The 15,241-nt window shown below is 64.3% G+C and carries 17 protein-coding genes; 12 read left to right on the forward strand and 5 right to left on the reverse strand.

The features are described 5' to 3' along the window. Positions 1 to 64 precede the first annotated feature (64 nt). The 6 genes from IAG25_RS20060 (at position 65) to infA (ending at position 4,979) form a co-directional block, all read left to right on the forward strand. Complete coding sequence (locus IAG25_RS20060; RefSeq protein WP_187606407.1) at positions 65 to 1,039, forward strand: LysR family transcriptional regulator; 975 nt, start codon at positions 65 to 67, stop codon at positions 1,037 to 1,039. A 287-nt stretch (positions 1,040 to 1,326) separates the two neighbouring features. Further along, a complete protein-coding gene (locus IAG25_RS20065; protein WP_187606408.1) occupies positions 1,327 to 2,277 on the forward strand; it encodes a M23 family metallopeptidase in 951 nt (316 codons plus the stop codon). Beyond that, positions 2,264 to 2,629, forward strand: a complete 366-nt coding sequence (locus IAG25_RS20070; protein ID WP_187606409.1) for a hypothetical protein — start codon at positions 2,264 to 2,266, stop codon at positions 2,627 to 2,629. Before IAG25_RS20065 ends, IAG25_RS20070 begins: the two co-directional genes overlap by 14 nt. Positions 2,630 to 2,688: 59 nt before the next feature. Continuing rightward, the gene (locus tag IAG25_RS20075) at positions 2,689 to 3,123 is read left to right on the forward strand and encodes a bactofilin family protein (protein ID WP_187606410.1); all 435 of its coding nucleotides are present in this window, start codon (positions 2,689 to 2,691) and stop codon (positions 3,121 to 3,123) included. Positions 3,124 to 3,294: 171 nt separating this feature from the next. Then, positions 3,295 to 4,272 carry a magnesium/cobalt transporter CorA gene (gene corA, locus IAG25_RS20080; protein ID WP_035507469.1) on the forward strand — a complete coding sequence of 326 codons (978 nt, stop codon included), beginning with the start codon at positions 3,295 to 3,297 and terminating at the stop codon, positions 4,270 to 4,272. 440 nt (positions 4,273 to 4,712) lie between these two features. Next, complete coding sequence (gene infA / locus IAG25_RS20085) at positions 4,713 to 4,979, forward strand: translation initiation factor IF-1 (RefSeq protein WP_035507474.1); 267 nt, start codon at positions 4,713 to 4,715, stop codon at positions 4,977 to 4,979. Between the two features lie 169 nt (positions 4,980 to 5,148). Here the strand turns inward: infA and IAG25_RS20090 are convergent, their stop codons facing one another. Genes IAG25_RS20090 through zwf form a run of 3 tightly spaced genes read right to left on the reverse strand, consistent with a single transcriptional unit; the run spans position 5,149 to position 8,449 of the window. Next, positions 5,149 to 6,033 carry an HAD family hydrolase gene (locus IAG25_RS20090; protein WP_187606411.1) on the reverse strand — a complete coding sequence of 295 codons (885 nt, stop codon included), beginning with the start codon at positions 6,031 to 6,033 and terminating at the stop codon, positions 5,149 to 5,151. After that, positions 6,033 to 6,854: an ROK family protein gene (locus tag IAG25_RS20095; protein ID WP_371882232.1), complete on the reverse strand. Its 822-nt coding sequence runs from the start codon at positions 6,852 to 6,854 to the stop codon at positions 6,033 to 6,035. Before IAG25_RS20095 ends, IAG25_RS20090 begins: the two co-directional genes overlap by 1 nt. 29 nt (positions 6,855 to 6,883) lie before the next feature. Beyond that, a complete protein-coding gene (zwf, locus tag IAG25_RS20100) occupies positions 6,884 to 8,449 on the reverse strand; it encodes a glucose-6-phosphate dehydrogenase (RefSeq protein ID WP_187606412.1) in 1,566 nt (521 codons plus the stop codon). 207 nt (positions 8,450 to 8,656) lie between these two features. On the opposite strand from zwf, the gene IAG25_RS20105 reads away from it, so the two are divergent. From IAG25_RS20105 to IAG25_RS20130, 6 genes are all read left to right on the forward strand, one after another. Next, on the forward strand, positions 8,657 to 9,493 hold the full coding sequence (locus tag IAG25_RS20105; protein ID WP_187606413.1) for an arylamine N-acetyltransferase family protein: 837 nt from the start codon (positions 8,657 to 8,659) through the stop codon (positions 9,491 to 9,493). A gap of 48 nt (positions 9,494 to 9,541) precedes the next feature. Further along, positions 9,542 to 11,245: a peptidoglycan D,D-transpeptidase FtsI family protein gene (locus IAG25_RS20110; protein ID WP_187606414.1), complete on the forward strand. Its 1,704-nt coding sequence runs from the start codon at positions 9,542 to 9,544 to the stop codon at positions 11,243 to 11,245. 135 nt (positions 11,246 to 11,380) lie between these two features. Next, positions 11,381 to 11,746, forward strand: a complete 366-nt coding sequence (locus IAG25_RS20115) for a hypothetical protein (protein ID WP_187606415.1) — start codon at positions 11,381 to 11,383, stop codon at positions 11,744 to 11,746. Positions 11,747 to 11,757: 11 nt separating this feature from the next. After that, a complete protein-coding gene (locus IAG25_RS20120; RefSeq protein ID WP_187606416.1) occupies positions 11,758 to 12,048 on the forward strand; it encodes a hypothetical protein in 291 nt (96 codons plus the stop codon). Between the two features lie 295 nt (positions 12,049 to 12,343). Then, positions 12,344 to 12,649, forward strand: a complete 306-nt coding sequence (locus IAG25_RS20125; protein ID WP_035507493.1) for a hypothetical protein — start codon at positions 12,344 to 12,346, stop codon at positions 12,647 to 12,649. A 192-nt stretch (positions 12,650 to 12,841) separates the two neighbouring features. Then, on the forward strand, positions 12,842 to 13,174 hold the full coding sequence (locus IAG25_RS20130; protein ID WP_187606417.1) for a beta-xylosidase: 333 nt from the start codon (positions 12,842 to 12,844) through the stop codon (positions 13,172 to 13,174). A 14-nt stretch (positions 13,175 to 13,188) separates the two neighbouring features. Here the strand turns inward: IAG25_RS20130 and IAG25_RS20135 are convergent, their stop codons facing one another. Together IAG25_RS20135 and IAG25_RS20140 are read right to left on the reverse strand one after the other, a co-directional pair. Continuing rightward, complete coding sequence (locus tag IAG25_RS20135) at positions 13,189 to 14,046, reverse strand: formate/nitrite transporter family protein (RefSeq protein ID WP_187606418.1); 858 nt, start codon at positions 14,044 to 14,046, stop codon at positions 13,189 to 13,191. 83 nt (positions 14,047 to 14,129) lie between these two features. Continuing rightward, positions 14,130 to 15,197 (reverse strand): HoxN/HupN/NixA family nickel/cobalt transporter, encoded by a 1,068-nt coding sequence (locus IAG25_RS20140; protein WP_187606419.1) that lies wholly within the window; start codon positions 15,195 to 15,197, stop codon positions 14,130 to 14,132. Positions 15,198 to 15,241: the final 44 nt, after the last annotated feature.

Raw genomic sequence — 15,241 nt, forward strand, 5'->3', positions numbered from 1 at the left:
GGTCGTTTCCTTGAGTATAGTTATGCAAAAGTCCATCATGGCACCATAAAAACACCCGATCGATATGCAAAAAAACGCCATGCAAACCGCCAAGTTCGACCTCGCCCGCCTCAACTGGGACGATCTGCGCTTCTTCCTCGAAGTCGCCCGCACGCAGCGCGCGAGCGGCGCGGCCAAGCGCCTGGGCGTCGATTACACGACGGTCGCGAGGCGCGTGCGCGCGCTCGAAGACGCGCTCGGCACTCTCCTGTTCGACAAGTCGCGTAGCGGCGGATTCATTCTGACCGCCGAGGGCCAGCGGCTGCTCGGTTTCGTCGATTCGATCGAGACGACGGTGCAGTCCGCCACCGAGCAGATCGCCAATACGGGCCACGCGCTGTCGGGACATGTACGCGTCGGCTCGACGGAAGGTTTCGGCTGCTTTTTTCTCGCGCCGCAGCTCGCGCGCTTCCAGGACGCGCATCCGAACATTTCCATCGACCTGTTGCCGGTGCCGCATTTCGTGAGCCTGTCCAAGCGCGAGGCGGATATCGCCGTGACGCTCGAGCGCCCCGAGCAGGGCCAGTACGTCTATACGAAGCTCTGCGAATACCGGCTCAAGCTCTACGCGACCGCCGAGTATCTGGACGCGCACGGGCCGATCCGCTCGAGCGAGGATCTGCGACATCATCGCTTCGCGAGCTATATCGACGATCTCGCGTTCAGTTACGAACTGCTGTATCTCGAGCGCGCGGTGCCGGGCGCGGTGTCGCGCTGGCGCAGCACGAGCGCGATCGCGCAATACTTCGCGGCGCTGCAGGGCCGCGCGCTCGCGATCCTGCCGTGCTTCATGACCTCCGCCGATCCACGCTTCGTGCCGGTGCTGCCGGACGAGATCGTCGTGACGCGCGCTTTCTTTCTGTCCTGCCGCGAAGACCTGCGCAAGCTGAAGCGCATCACGGCCGTCTGGGACTATCTGCGCGCGGCGGCCGAAGCGAACCGCGGATTCCTGATGGGCGACGGCACGCAGATGGCGTGGGTCGATGTCAAGTCATCCTGATCGAATCACGTTTTATGACAGCGAGATCGGATCGAACGTGTTATCCGTCGATGCCCAATCGCGCGTCACAAAATTTGACCCGATGAATTCGTGTAATTTTGCTTCGATATCCTGTTTAAAACATCGCCTGTGCACACAGGGTCGTGCATAATCGGCGCCCAGTCTTATCGTTTTGCCGTGGAGAGCGCGGCGCACTCCATCCCCGTGATTTTCCTTAGTCTTTTTTCCGCCGGCCATACTGGCCGCTCCGCGCGCTGATGGCTTTCGTCATCTGGTCACGGCGGACCATGTCCCGCCAGCGCATCCGCTTCGTCGAGGCACGGACGGCGCGCGCCATCGCCATCATCGGCGCGATCACGCTGCTGATCGCCGCGCTCGCGCTCGGCATCGCCATCGGCACGATGTTCGGCCGCAGCCATCTCGGCGAAGAGCGCGCGCTGACGTCGCGCCGCTCGTACGAGATCGAAGAGCTCGGGCGGATCAATGCCGCGCTGATCGAACTCGCGCCGCGCGTCGAAGGGCTGTCCGCGGAAGTGAACGAGCTGCACGAGTTCGACGCGCACCTGAAGGCCGCGCACGGCACGGGCGGCACGTCCGGCGTGCACGACGTGCCGCCGCTGCCGGACAGCGAGGAACCGGCATCGTCGCTCGACGGCGCCGGCGGCCCGGCGCTGCCGCCACGCCTTTGCGATACCGGCCACACGACGACGGGCGCGCCGCGGCAGCGTCTGAAAAGCACGCAACGCATCATCGATTGCGTGAACGACCAAGTCTCGCAGTTGCAGACGCAGACGCTCGCGCACTATGCCGCGTACATGGCGTTTCCCGGCCGCGAACCGGCGCCCGGCGCGCGCAGCGGCTCGCCTTACGGCAATCGTCTGGATCCGTTCACCGGACATCTGAGCTTTCATCCGGGCGTCGATCTCGTCGCGCCAACCGGCACGCCGATCCTGGCGAGCGCGGGCGGACGCGTCGTGCAGGCCGGAGAGCGCAACGGCTACGGCAACGCGGTCGATATCCGCCACGGCGACGGCACGATGACGCGCTATGGACACGCATCGCGCGTCCTCGTGAAAGCCGGCGACTACGTGATGCCCGGACAGGAGATCGCGGAAGTCGGCTCGACCGGACGCTCCACGGGCCCGCATCTGCATTTCGAAGTGATCGTCGACGGCGCGCAGATCAATCCCTCACCCTTTCTCGCGCTCTTCAGGCGCAAGCCGAATGCGCAAAGTTGATTCGAAGCGGCCGTCGCTGCAACTGACTCGTCAGTCCTATTCGCTCACGCCCAAGCGCGGCGCGGGCATCTGGCTAGGCTTGATCGCGGCCATCTGCGCGATGGCCGCGCTCGCTGCCGCGGGCTTCGCGCTCAAGCGTTCGAACGAGGACGCGCACAAGCTCGACGCGCTCTGCGCGCCGCCCGCCTCCGAGCAGACGCTGCGCGATCAGCTCGCGCATGCGCAACTCGCACTCGAACAGGAAGCGGCGACCCGTGCGGCGCTGGAACAGCGCGTAGCGGACGGCACGGCCGAGATTCAGCGCCTGCAGACCGACCTCGTTTTCCTCAAGAAACAGCACAAGCCCGATTGAGCGGCACGTCTCGCACGCTCGCTTTCGTGTAACCCCTTACCGCATCGCAAGGACTCGACATGTTTTCATCCAAGAAGGATTCCACCGGCGTCAAGATGGCCAAGCTCGCGACGCTCGTCGCGCATAACGTTCATATCTCCGGCGATCTCGAGTTCAGCGAGGGCCTGCGCATGGACGGCCAGGTGACGGGCAACGTGAGCGGCCGCCCCGGCGAAGAAACGCTGCTCGTCGTGAGCGATCAGGGCGCGATTCGCGGCAATGTGAGCGCCTACGATGTCATCATCAATGGCTGCGTGACGGGCGATGTCACCGTCGCGCATTTCGTCGAACTTCAGTCCAACGCGCGCGTGCTGGGCAACATCTACTATCAGCAGTTGCGCATGGATATCGGCGCGACCGTCGAGGGCAAGCTGACCAAGCTCGATTCGCAGTCCGCGCATGTTCCGACGCTGCCGTCGCCGACCGAATACGCCGTCGACTTCAGCACGACTTGATGGCGGGAAACGAGCGCCGCACGATCGACGCTCGTTGGCAACAGTGCGCATGTCCAGCTAAGATTCGATGGATGGAGGCCACGCGCTCGCGCCCCACGCGAATCATCACGCGACTTCGAGCGCCCATCGACGCGTGGCCGGTGACATCGAAATAACTATAAAGGGCGCCCCATGCTGGTCAATTGCGCGGCTTATCAGAACGGCCGGAAACTCGCGGACGTCAATATCGACGATATCAACGCCTATCGCGATATGCCCGACTCTTTCATTTGGGTTGCATTGAAGGAGCCCGGTCCCGGCGAGCTCGCGCATATGACACACCAGTTCGGTCTGCATGAGTTGGCGGTCGAAGATGCGCAGCATGGTCATCAGCGGCCGAAGATCGAGGAATACGGCGACTCGCTGTTCGCGGTCTTCCATACCGTCGAGTTCGATGAAGAAGGCGAGGTGCTCGTCGGCGAGATGAACGTGTTCGTCGGCAGGAACTATGTGCTCTCGGTGCGCAATCGCACGACGCAAGGCTTTCAGGAAGTGCGCAAGCGCTGCGAGCGCGAGCCGCATCTGCTCAAGCACGGGCCGGCCTTCGTGATGTACGCGCTGCTCGATGCCGTCGTGGATCGATACTTTCCCGTGCTGGAAACGCTCGGCGCGGAAGTCGACGAAGTGGAAGAGCGCATCTTCGAACAGAAAGGCTCGGTGGAATCGCGCGAGATCATCGAGGATCTTTACTCGTTGAAGCGGCGCATGACGATTCTCCAGCATCACACGGCGCCGCTGCTCGAAGCCGTCAGCAAACTGTATGGCGGGCGATCGCCGGGCGTGTGTTCGGGCATGCAGGAATATTTCCGCGACGTGTACGACCACCTGCTGCGCATCGTGAAGACGATCGAAGGGCGTCGTGAAATGATCGTCACGGCGATTCAGGTGAATCTCGGCCTGATCGCGCTCGCGGAAAGCGAAGTGACCAAGCGCCTCGGCTCCTTCGCGGCCCTCTTCGCGGTGCCGACGATGATCGCCGGCATCTACGGCATGAACTTCAAATCGATTCCGGAGCTCGACTGGATCTACGGCTATCCGACCTGTCTCGCGGTTATGCTGATCGTCGATCTCGTGCTTTACTGGCGCTTCAAGAAGGCGGGCTGGCTGTAGCGAGAAAGCGTCTTTCAGGAACCTTCAGGCGAAATTCATTGTCTAATCAAGCGATTTGCGCGAGAATGCGGAGTGGGCTTGCAAACAGGCCCATCGACCGCATATGACGTGAACGCACGTCGCATTTTCACCGCTTTTCGTATCAACCGCACGTCGGCCTTGCTGTTCGCCGATGTCGCCGTCCCGGTCATGCCGGCCACGGCGCGCCGCCCCCGCGGTTCGCCCTGTCGTCCGGCCTATGCCGTCAAGCTCACAACGAGCCTGAAATAGAGACGCGGCGCGATCCGATCGCACGTTTTGATCGTGCCGGACGTGCCAGGCCACGCTTTGCATCGAATCTCACGTTTCGTAGCGACGCAGCCTGCGGGCAGCGGCGCTCGACGCTTCATCGGCGTAGGATTCGCAGATGCACCCATTACTAATCATCACAGGAGCCCCATATGGCGAAAGAAGAACTCATCGAACTCGACGGCATCGTTGACGAAGTGCTTCCCGATAGCCGCTATCGCGTCACGCTGGACAACGGCGTTGTCGTGGGCGCGTACGCCTCGGGCCGCATGCGCAAGAATCACATCCGTATTCTGGCCGGCGACCGCGTGACGCTGGAACTGTCGGTGTACGACCTGACGAAGGGCCGCATCAACTTCCGTCACAAGGACGAGCGCGCCAGCGGCGGCGGCCCGCGTGCGCCGATGCGCCGTCGTTGATGCCTGACCGCCTCATCTGATTCATCCGCAGCCAGCGTGAGCCTGATCCGCAGCGCACGCTTCTGAACCAACCCGCGGATCACCTGTACTTCGACGCGGCCGCATGCCCCGCGCCTGGCCGTTCAAGGCTGCGCGACGCGTCGATGCCCCCTTTCCCGCCCGCAATACCTCAGGCCGCACCGCGCGCCGCCAGCAGCGCGTCGATGCCGATCGCGAAGCCATCCTCGTCATTGCTCTTCGACACTAGGCTCGCCTGACGCTGCACGGTGTCGGATGCCTGTCCCATCGCGATCGATACACCCGCGATCTCGAACATCGCCACGTCGTTGCCCATGTCGCCGAGCACGGCCAAGCGTTCGAGCGGCACGCCCGCGATTTGCGCGAGTTCGCGCACCGCGGTGCCCTTGTTGGCCGCGAGGCTCGTGACGTCGAGATAGTAGGTCTGCGAGCGCGCCGCATGACCGCGACCTTCCAGTTGCCGCTGCAAATCGCTTTCCACGCGCGCGAGCAATGCTGTATCGGCGGTCGAGCCGACGATCTTGTCGACCGCGTCGAGATCGACATCGTCGAAGCGCGTCACGCGCACGCCCTCATAACCGACCGTGCGCGTTTCGAGCGGCACGTAGGTGCCTTCGGGATTCGTCAGATACCACGCATCGTCGATGAACACCCACGCGTCCACGTTCGCGGCGGCGAGCGCTTCGAGCGTGGTCTGCACGACATCGCGCGGCAATTTGTGCGACGACAGCACCTCCCACGTGCCTGGCCTGACGAGACTGCCGCCGTTGTACGACGCATACGGCATATCGACAGAAAGCGCCTCCACGATATGCCGCATGCCTTTGCCCGGCCGGCTGCTGGCCACCGTGAAGCGCACGCCGGCTTCGCGCAGACGGCGCACCGCGTCCTTCGCGGGCTGGCCGAGCGCCTTGTCGGTGTAGAGCAGCGTGCCGTCGCAATCGGTGACGACGAGCTCCACGCGGGCGAGCGCTTCGAAGGCCGCGGCGCCGTCGCCGGTCGCGCTGTGCAGGCCGTACTTGCCTTGAGCGTTCATCAGTGCGCCCCTTCCCGCTGGTTGAAGTGCGGCAACTGCCGCGTCTCGCGCACCGAGCGCGGATGCCACAGCCGCGCGCCGCCTTCGATGCCCGCCGCGTTCGACACGATCGCCACGTTATCCGGCAGCTTGAACTTGATGTGCGCCGCGTTGCCGCCGCCGATCCAGAGCTTGTCGTAGTTCACGAGCGTCGCAAGAATGCCGATGATCTTCTCCACGCGCCGGCTCCAGCGTTTCTTGCCCGCCTTCTCGCGCGCCGCGTTGCCGATGTATTCGTCGTAGGTCTTGTCCTTCGCGACCGGATGATGCGCGAGTTCCAGATGCGGCATCAATTCGCCGTCGCGAAAGAGCGCGGTGCCCGCACCGGTGCCGAGCGTCAACACCATCTCGATGCCGCGCCCTTCGATCGCCGCGAGTCCCTGCATTTCGGCGTCATTGATCATGCGCGCGGGCATGCCGCCGAGGCGCTCGGAAATCAGTTGCGCGAGCGGTACGCCACGCCAGGCCGGCGTGCCGAGATTCGGCGCGGTCAGCACGACGTTCTCGCGCACGACGCCCGGAAAGCCGATGGAGATATGCGTCGGCGGCTCCGCGACGATCGGTTTGATGAGTTCGATGAGCGTCTCCACGACCACGTCGGGCTTCGCCGGATGCGGCGTCGCCACGCGCACGCGGTCGCTCTTCATCTCGCCATCCTCGGAGATGATGGCCGCCTTCAACCCGGTCCCGCCGATATCGATCGCGAGAATCCGTTCGGCCTTGATCGCGAGTTTGTCCGCCGAGACATGCGTTTTCTGTTTGGCTCTTGATTCTGTGCTCACGCTCGTTGTCCTTATGATTGTTGATGAGGTCAGTCCTTCTTGCGCGTATCGGTCAGCGCGCGCCATGTGCGGCCGTCCTGCGCCAGCAATTTATCCGACTCCGCCGGTCCCGCGCTGCCCGCCGCGTAGCCGTGCACGTCAAGCGGGCTGTCGGGATGCAGCACGCGATCCACCGCGGCCCACGCCGTCTCGATGCTGTCCGCGCGCTGGAAAAGCGTGGCATCGCCGAGCATGCAGTCATAGAGCAGCGTCTCGTAGCCGACGTTCGCCCGCTCCGCGAAAAAGTCCGCGTAGTTGAAGGCCGATCGCACCTTGCCGATCTGCATCACCGGTCCCGGCACCTTCACGTTGAAATCGAACGTCGTGCCGTGCGCCGGATCGATACGCAGCGTGAACACGTTCGGCGTGAGCGCATCGACGGGCGTATCGCGGAACAGCAGAAACGGCACGGCTTTGAGTTGCACCGAGATCTCCGTGCGCCGCTCGGTCAGCCGCTTGCCGGTGCGCAGATAGAACGGCACGCCCGCCCAGCGCCAGTTCTCGACATACACGCGTGCCGCCGCATAGGTTTCGGTGCGGCTGTCTTTCGCGACGCCCGGCTCTTCCTTGTAGCCCGGCCCGGCCGCTCCGGCTTCGTATTGACCTAGCACGACATCGTTCGCCGTGAGCGGGCGGATCGCATCGAAAATTTCGGCTTTGCGGTCACGCACGGATTCGGCATCGAAGGAATTCGGCGGCTCCATCGCTACCATCCCGAGCAACTGGAAAAGATGATTCGGCAGCATGTCGCGAAACGCGCCGGTCTGCTCGTAGAACTTGCCGCGCCCTTCCACGCCGATCGTCTCCGCCGCCGTGATCTGCACGTTGTCGATGTATTCGCGCCGCCAGATAGGCTCGAACATCGCGTTGGCGAAGCGCACGGCGAGAATGCTCTGCACCGTGTCCTTGCCGAGAAAATGGTCGATCCGGTACACCTGCGACTCGTCCGCGAATTTGAGGATGCAGGCGTTGAGCGCCTTTGCGGACGCCAGATCGGTCCCGAACGGCTTTTCGATGACGAGCCGCCTGAAGTTGCCGTCCTTCTCTTCGAGCAGGCCCGCCGCGCCGAGATGCTCGATGATCGGTTGAAAGAAGCGCGCGCCCACCGCGAGGTAGAACATGATGTTGCCGGACTTCGCCTTCGCGAGCCGCGCCTTGAGCCGCGCAAAGGTCTCGTCTTCCTCGAATTCGCCGGGGAAATACTCGAGCCGCCCAACGACCCAGTTCCATGCCTCTTCGTTCAACTGCGACGTGTGAAAGGTGGCGGCCTTGTCGGCGGCGAAAGTGCGCAGCGATTGCGTGAGCTCGTCGCGCCAATCGGACGTCTCGCGCTCGCCGTGGTTCACCCCGATGATTTCCATGCCGTCGTCGAGCAGCTTGTCGGCGGACAGGTTGTACAGCGACGGCATCAGGAGCCGCTTGGTGAGATCGCCGCCGGCTCCGAAAATCACGAGCGTGCATGGCGGCGCGGGATGCTTGCCGGCGCATGTCGCGCTCGCCGGGTTCGCGGGATTCGCTTCGTTCGATTGGTTCGCTTCGTTCGATTCTTTCGGCATGGCGTATCGCCCCTTGTCAGTTGCGCGTGAACCTGGAAAGACCTTCATCGATACGGCACAGTTCATTTCGATGGCGCACTACGCACCCGCGCGCCAAAAAACGTATGCAGTTTGTAATTTTTAACCTTTCGTGTCGTAAAATATGCGCGCTCGGCGCCTGCGCTCGCCGATCTTGCGACATCGAAGCCGACTCGAGGCCTGGACTACATGAACGCACACGACACTTCCATCGACCTTGCCGCTTACTTCGAGCGCATCGGCTTTTCCGGACCTGCGCGGCCCGCGCCGACGCTCGACATGCTGCGCGCGCTGCATCTGCTCCATCCCCAGACCATTCCGTTCGAAAACCTCGACGTGCTGATCGGCCGTCCGGTGCGGCTCGATCTGGAATCGGTCCAGCGCAAACTCGTCAAAAGCCGGCGCGGCGGTTACTGCTACGAGCATAACCTGCTGTTTCGCAGCGTACTGCAGACGCTGGGTTTTCGCGTGCGCAGCTTCGCGGGCCGCGTCCTCTGGGGCCGGGATGCGCCGGAGATGCCGGCGCGCACGCACATGCTTCTGCTCGTCGATCTCGACGAAGGCACGTTTCTCACCGACGTCGGTTTCGGCGGCATGACGCTGTCCGCGCCGCTCGCACTCCAGACGGGCCTCGAACAGATCACGCCCCACGGCGCCTTTCGCCTCGACGATGCCGGCGGCGAGCCGCCCGCTTATATCCTGCAGGCGCTCGTGAACGGCGCATGGACGCGCGTGTATCGCTTCGACCTCGACCCGCAGTATGACGCCGACTACGAGATGGCCAACTATTTCGTGTCCGCCTATCCGCAGTCGATTTTCCTGCACAACCTGCTGGCCGCGCGTCTCGCGCCGGGCAAACGTTTCGGCCTCTTCAACCGGCGCTTCTCGGCGCACGACGAACGGGAAGGCAGCGATCATCGCGAACTCGAAAGCGTCGCCGATCTGCGCCGCGTGCTCGAAAACGAACTCGGCATTCGTCTGCCGGATGACGCCGGTCTCGACGCCGCGCTCGCCCGTCTGCCCTGATGCGCGGACACCCCGGCCGGCACAACCAAGCTTAATCACAGGACCACGATGTTCAAGAAGAAGACGCGCGGCGGCAGCGATTTCCAGACGCATCACCGCAGCACGATGCTCGCGAACCGGCTGCCCGCGTGGCGCTCGCGTCTCGTCGTGATGGGCGTCACGGCGGCGTTCCTGTCGCTTGCGGGGCGCGCGCTGTGGGTGCAGGTCATCGACCACGAGTTCTATATCGGCGAAGGCCAGAAGCGCTATCAGCGCACGCTGGCGCTTTCGGCGACGCGCGGGCGCATCGTCGATCGCAACGGCGCGATGCTCGCCGTGAGCCTCGCCACCTATGAAGTCTGGGCGACGCCAAAGCTCTTCGACGGCGACCACGGCAACGAGATCGCGCGCCTGCTCGACATGCCGCCGAAGGAGTTGCAGCGGCGCGTCGATGGGAACCGCGCGTTCGTGCTGCTCAAGCGTCAGGTGGAAGCCGAGTCCGCCGAGCGGATCCAGACGATCGGGCGCGCGGGCATCACGCTCGTGCCGGACACGAAGCGTTTCTATCCCGAAGGCGAATCGGCGGCGCACGTCGTCGGCTTCACCAATAACGAGGATCACGGGCAGGAAGGCGTCGAGCTCGCCGCCGATACGCGTCTGACGGGCGAAGCCGGCCAGCGCGAGGTGATTCGCGACCGCCTCGGCCGCGTCGTCTCGCAGATCGGCGAGCCGGCCATGCCGCAGAACGGCGAGACCATTCAACTGACGATCGACCGGCGCATCCAGCAGCTCGCGCACTCGCAACTGAAAGCGGCGATCGCGAAGCACAAGGCTCGCGCGGGCAGCGTCGTCGTGCTGGACGCGAGGAACGGCGAGGTGCTCGCGCTCGCCAATTATCCGAGCTTCGATCCGAACGACCGCTCGCGCCTCACTGGCGAGCAGTTGCGCAACCGCGCGCTCACCGACACCTTCGAGCCCGGCTCGACGATCAAGCCGCTCGTCGCCGCGCTGTCGATCGATCTGGGCCGCGTGCGGCCGGACACGCGCATCGATACGGCGCCGGGCACGTTCAAGCTCGGGCCGAACGTGATTCACGACACGTCGAATCACGGCATCATCACCGTGGCCGAGGCAGTGCAGATGTCCAGCAACGTCGCGCTCACGAAGCTCGCGCTGCAGATTCCCGCGCAGACCATCTGGGACAAGTACCGCGAATACGGCATCGGCCGCGCGCCCGAGCTGACCTTCCCCGGCGCGGCAACGGGCCGCCTGCGCTCGCCCGAGCGCTGGAAGCCGATCGAGCAGGCCACGATGGCGTATGGCTACGGCCTGTCGCTCTCGCTTTTGCAGATCGCACAGATCTATACCGCCTATGCCGGCGACGGACGCTTCCATCCGGCCACGCTGATTCAGGGCGAAGCGCGCCGCGACGCCATGCAGGTGACGAAGCCCGCGACCGCGAAGGCCGTGCGCAGCATGCTCGAAAACGCGACCGGCGACCACGGCACCGGGCGCGCGGCGGCGGTCGAAGGCTATCGCGTCGGGGGCAAGACGGGCACGGCGCGCAAGCAGGTCGGGCGCTCGTATGCGGCGAACAAGTACCGGGCATCGTTCGTCGGCATCGCGCCGATGAGCGATCCGCGCGTGATCGTCGCGGTGATGATCGACGAGCCCACAGGCGGCACCTACTACGGCGGCACGGTGGCGGGGCCGGTGTTCTCGGGCATCGTCGGCGGCACGCTGCCGCTGCTCGACGTGCCGCCCGACGCCTGAGCGGCGCGCAGGCGGGCGCGGGCCTTGCTGCTTCGATCATGCGCACCCCGAGGCGCGCCCGCGAACCTGACCGGACTGTAAAGGGCTTGTGCTCTAATGTCGTGTTCGGCACCAAGAGATCAAACGGGAAAGACCATGAAAAAACTCGCCGCGGCGCTCGCGTTGCCTGTGCTTTTCGCCGCTTGCGCCCAGTTTCATAACGAAGATGCAGGACAACCCGAAGTCGAGAAATCATCGACCGACAACAAGGTGAACGGCATCGTCCAGTGCATCGCCGACGAAGCGAAGAAGCACGACGCCAAATATCAGAAGACGGCAATCCCGCAAGGCGTGATGCTGGAGTTCGGCGATTCCAACGTGATCAAGGTCCGTTACGACAACGGGGAGACCACGTATCGCTTCTATCCGGGGCAGCGTCATCCGTCGAATCTGTGGATCGAGGGCGCGGGCAAGAAATGCGCGCCGGCGGATGCGACCGCCCACGACGAACCCCAGAAATAAGCAGGCACATCATGCGCTCGACCAAAGCCATCAGCGCCGTCGAACGGCTCAAGACGCGCAGCGGCAACGCGAGCTACGCGGCCATCTCGATGCCGGGCGGCCTCTTCTATCTCGTCGAGCGCTCGGCCGAAGGTTCGAAAAAACTCTCCGATCCCCTGCCGATGGACGAGTTCGTCGCGTTCGTCAACGCGCGCGAACCCGGCAAGCCACGCAGGGTGAGCAAGCTCGATCTCGCGATGGAAGAACAGATCGGCCGCAGCGGCAAGCGCACGACGAAAGCGCCCGCCGAGAGCGGCGAATAAGCGCATCTTCCCGCCGTCGCTATCGATCCACGCCGCCCTGGCGCGGCGCAACATCGAAATCCCCACATCCCCATCACATGAATGTGCGATGACAGACGGAGCCAGCAGGCTCGCGTTGCGTACATTTTTGTTAACGATCGAACTCGCTAAGACGGGCAACGATCGGTCTACCGAAGAAAAGAGCAAGGGCCACCCGCAACGCTACAAAAAAATGCGCGGGTGAACGGGGTGCCTGAACGGCGTGCGTGTCCGAAGTCGGGACCATGCGCCGCATGGCCGAGAGGAAGACCAAAAAATGAAGAAGAAGAACGAGACCAAGGGCAGCCTTCTGCCCTCGGCGATGGCTGACGTCGAGCTTCAACACATCGAGCGCGCACTCGCGCAACTTCGCACGATGCACAAACAATCGTCCGGCACGCTCAACGTCGAGTACTGGCGCGAGCGTCTCACCGCCGTGCTGAAGGGTTATGCGCTCGTGCCCGCGCAGAAGCAGCGCATCGAGGCGCTGCGTATCGCGCTCGATACGGTCGACAGCGGCCCGCGCGACGGCTCCGGCAGCCGCAGGAAGTCGACCAACAGGCTTTGGGCGAAAGCGGCCTGACAACCGCTTTCGCCGCTCGCGCCGCGGCGCGAATCCTTCGTTCGCGCCCGCGTCTCGTGACGAGCCGGGCGCGCAACGGCTTTGCGAATTCCCGACTTTTCACGGCACGCGTGCATCGCGGACGCGTCCCGCCGGTACGCCGGGCACCGTTCATGCTCGAAAGAAAGACCTTCGATCATGCCGGGAGCTGCCATGTCCACTCATCGTCACGAACGCGCGCGCGGCGCACGCCGGCCCTGGCCGATGCTCGCGAATGCGATCCTCGCCAGCGTCATCGCGGCGTTCAGCACGTACGGCGTCGCGCAGATCACGAACGGCGGCAGCGCCGGCAGTCAAGACAATCGCCAGTCCGATTCGACATCGAGCGCGGCTCCGTCGGGCACCGCGATGCATGAATCGCAGAAGCCGCAGTCGAAGGATGCCGCGAAGGGCCGCTCCGCGACCGCGGGCAAGGATCACAAGACCGAAGGCAGCGGCGGCTTCGACAACGGTTTGTACGGCACAGGCGCGGGCAACAACAAGTAAGAGCGCACCCGCGTTCAGTCGTCGCGCTTGTGCGGCACGCCCATGATTTCCGGCGCGATCGCCGCATGATTGACGATCGCGACGAGCGACACGCCGCCGATCACGTTGCCGATGAACGTCGGCACGAGAAACACGAGGAAGTAGTCCGGGACGCTGGCCGCGCCGATCATCACCGCGTACGCCGCTTCGACCGACCCCGCAATCACGTGCGTGAGCTTGCTCACCGCGACGGTGTACGTCACGAGCAGGACGGTCAGGAGACGCTCCGAGCGCGCGCTCGGCAGCAGCCACACCATCAGCGCGATGAGCCAGCCGGAGAACACGCCGCGCACGACGGTCACGCCGAACTCGGCGGACAGCGGCGTCATCGCGACCTTGGCGAGCGCCTCGCTCACTTCCGGCGAAAATACGCCGCGAATCTGGAGGATGGCTGCGAAGATCGTCGTGCCGACGAGGTTGAAGAAAAGCACGATCGCCCAGAGACGCAGCGCCTTGAACAGGGTCACGAGATCGCGTCGCGTGAGCACGGGCAGCACTGCGGTGAGCGTGCTCTCCGTGAAGAGCTGCTGACGTCCGAGAATGACGAAGACGAAGCCGATCGTATAGCCGAAGCTCGATACGAGGCCGCTCCATCCTGTCTCCGGCAGCGCGCTTTCGAGAATCGACTGGACGAGAAACGAGAAACCCATCGAAAGGCCGGCGGCGAGCGCCGACCACATCAGCGCGGCGAAGGTGCGCTCCATCGCGACTTCGCCTTCTTCGCGCACGATCTCATGAATGACGAGCGGATGCGGTGCGGAGTGTTCGGCGGCCTGTTCCTGCTCGGCGCTATCGAGGTGCGGCGAGTCGGCCCCGGCTTGCGGCTCGTTCATGATCGTTCTCCCTGAACGCCGCTCGATACGGAAGGTGGATGAGCGGCTGGCGCATCCACGAAGCAGGAAGAATGCCCATCGACCTAACGGGCGATGGTGCCGTCGATGGCGTCATAGCCGCGCCACTTGTAAATGAGCGCGGAAACGAGCCAGCACGCGGCGAAAATCGCGACGATGCCATAGCCGAGCAGCCCGAAGTGCTCGGCCAGCGACGCGCTCGCATCCCACAGTCCGCCCTTCAGTTGCAGCCGGTCCGCGATCAGACCCAGCGCCTCGATGCCGCCGACGAGCAGCGCGATCAGCACCGACACGAGCGTGACCGTGAGGTTGTAGTAGAGCTTGCGGATCGGCTTCATGAACGCCCAGCCATAGGCGCCCGTCATCAGCAGACTGTCCGCGGTATCGATGAGCGACATGCCGGCCGTGAAGAGCACCGGAAACACGAGAATCGACCAGACCGGCATGCCGCGTGCGGCTTCGGCGGCCGCGATGCCCATCAGGCCGATTTCGGTGGCCGTGTCGAAGCCGAGCCCGAACAGGAAGCCGAGCGGATACATGTGCCAGCTTTTGCCGATCAGCCTGAAGAGCGGCCGCGCGATGCGCGCGAGCGGCCCGCCGCCGACCGCGAGCATGTCGATGTCTTCGTCGCGGCAGGATTCGCCGCGACGCACGCGCCTGAACGCGCGCCACACGCCGCGCAGCACGAAGAGGTTCATCGCCGCGATCGCGAACAGGAAGAGCGACGACACCGACGTGCCGATGATCCCGCCGATCTCGCGAAACTCGGCGAATCGGCCTTGCACGGCCATCGCGGTCGCGGCGATCAACGCGGTGGCCGCGACGACGATCGTCGAGTGTCCGAGCGAAAAGAAGAAGCCGGCGAAGAGCGGCCGCTTGCCTTCCTGCATCAGCTTGCGCGTGACGTTGTCGATGGCGGCGATATGGTCGGCATCGACCGCGTGGCGCAGCCCGAGCGAATACGCGAGCAGCGACGTGCCGAGCAGGAGCGGATAGTGGCGGAACGCGACGAGCGCCCAGAGCCACGCGAGCACATTGAACGCGATCAGGCCGGCGACGAGACGCGCGGATTTGCGCGGGAGTTTCCGAGGCGTCGGACTGGACGCGGAAGCGGGCTCGAACGGTTCGGTCATATGCGCGCGCGTGCGGTATCGAAGGAATAAAGGATACCGTGAGC

It is taken from the genome of Caballeronia sp. EK, from assembly GCF_014384845.1.
Classification (GTDB): domain Bacteria; phylum Pseudomonadota; class Gammaproteobacteria; order Burkholderiales; family Burkholderiaceae; genus Caballeronia; species Caballeronia jiangsuensis.

Coding starts and splice junctions, on each gene's coding strand:
- IAG25_RS20060 (WP_187606407.1), top strand. CDS start 65: ATGCAAAAAAACGCCATGCAAACCGCCAAGTTCGACCTCGCCCGCCTC.
- IAG25_RS20065 (WP_187606408.1), top strand. CDS start 1,327: ATGTCCCGCCAGCGCATCCGCTTCGTCGAGGCACGGACGGCGCGCGCC.
- IAG25_RS20070 (WP_187606409.1), top strand. CDS start 2,264: ATGCGCAAAGTTGATTCGAAGCGGCCGTCGCTGCAACTGACTCGTCAG.
- IAG25_RS20075 (WP_187606410.1), top strand. CDS start 2,689: ATGTTTTCATCCAAGAAGGATTCCACCGGCGTCAAGATGGCCAAGCTC.
- corA (WP_035507469.1), top strand. CDS start 3,295: ATGCTGGTCAATTGCGCGGCTTATCAGAACGGCCGGAAACTCGCGGAC.
- infA (WP_035507474.1), top strand. CDS start 4,713: ATGGCGAAAGAAGAACTCATCGAACTCGACGGCATCGTTGACGAAGTG.
- IAG25_RS20090 (WP_187606411.1), bottom strand. CDS start 6,033: ATGAACGCTCAAGGCAAGTACGGCCTGCACAGCGCGACCGGCGACGGC.
- zwf (WP_187606412.1), bottom strand. CDS start 8,449: ATGCCGAAAGAATCGAACGAAGCGAACCAATCGAACGAAGCGAATCCC.
- IAG25_RS20105 (WP_187606413.1), top strand. CDS start 8,657: ATGAACGCACACGACACTTCCATCGACCTTGCCGCTTACTTCGAGCGC.
- IAG25_RS20110 (WP_187606414.1), top strand. CDS start 9,542: ATGTTCAAGAAGAAGACGCGCGGCGGCAGCGATTTCCAGACGCATCAC.
- IAG25_RS20115 (WP_187606415.1), top strand. CDS start 11,381: ATGAAAAAACTCGCCGCGGCGCTCGCGTTGCCTGTGCTTTTCGCCGCT.
- IAG25_RS20120 (WP_187606416.1), top strand. CDS start 11,758: ATGCGCTCGACCAAAGCCATCAGCGCCGTCGAACGGCTCAAGACGCGC.
- IAG25_RS20125 (WP_035507493.1), top strand. CDS start 12,344: ATGAAGAAGAAGAACGAGACCAAGGGCAGCCTTCTGCCCTCGGCGATG.
- IAG25_RS20130 (WP_187606417.1), top strand. CDS start 12,842: ATGTCCACTCATCGTCACGAACGCGCGCGCGGCGCACGCCGGCCCTGG.
- IAG25_RS20135 (WP_187606418.1), bottom strand. CDS start 14,046: ATGAACGAGCCGCAAGCCGGGGCCGACTCGCCGCACCTCGATAGCGCC.
- IAG25_RS20140 (WP_187606419.1), bottom strand. CDS start 15,197: ATGACCGAACCGTTCGAGCCCGCTTCCGCGTCCAGTCCGACGCCTCGG.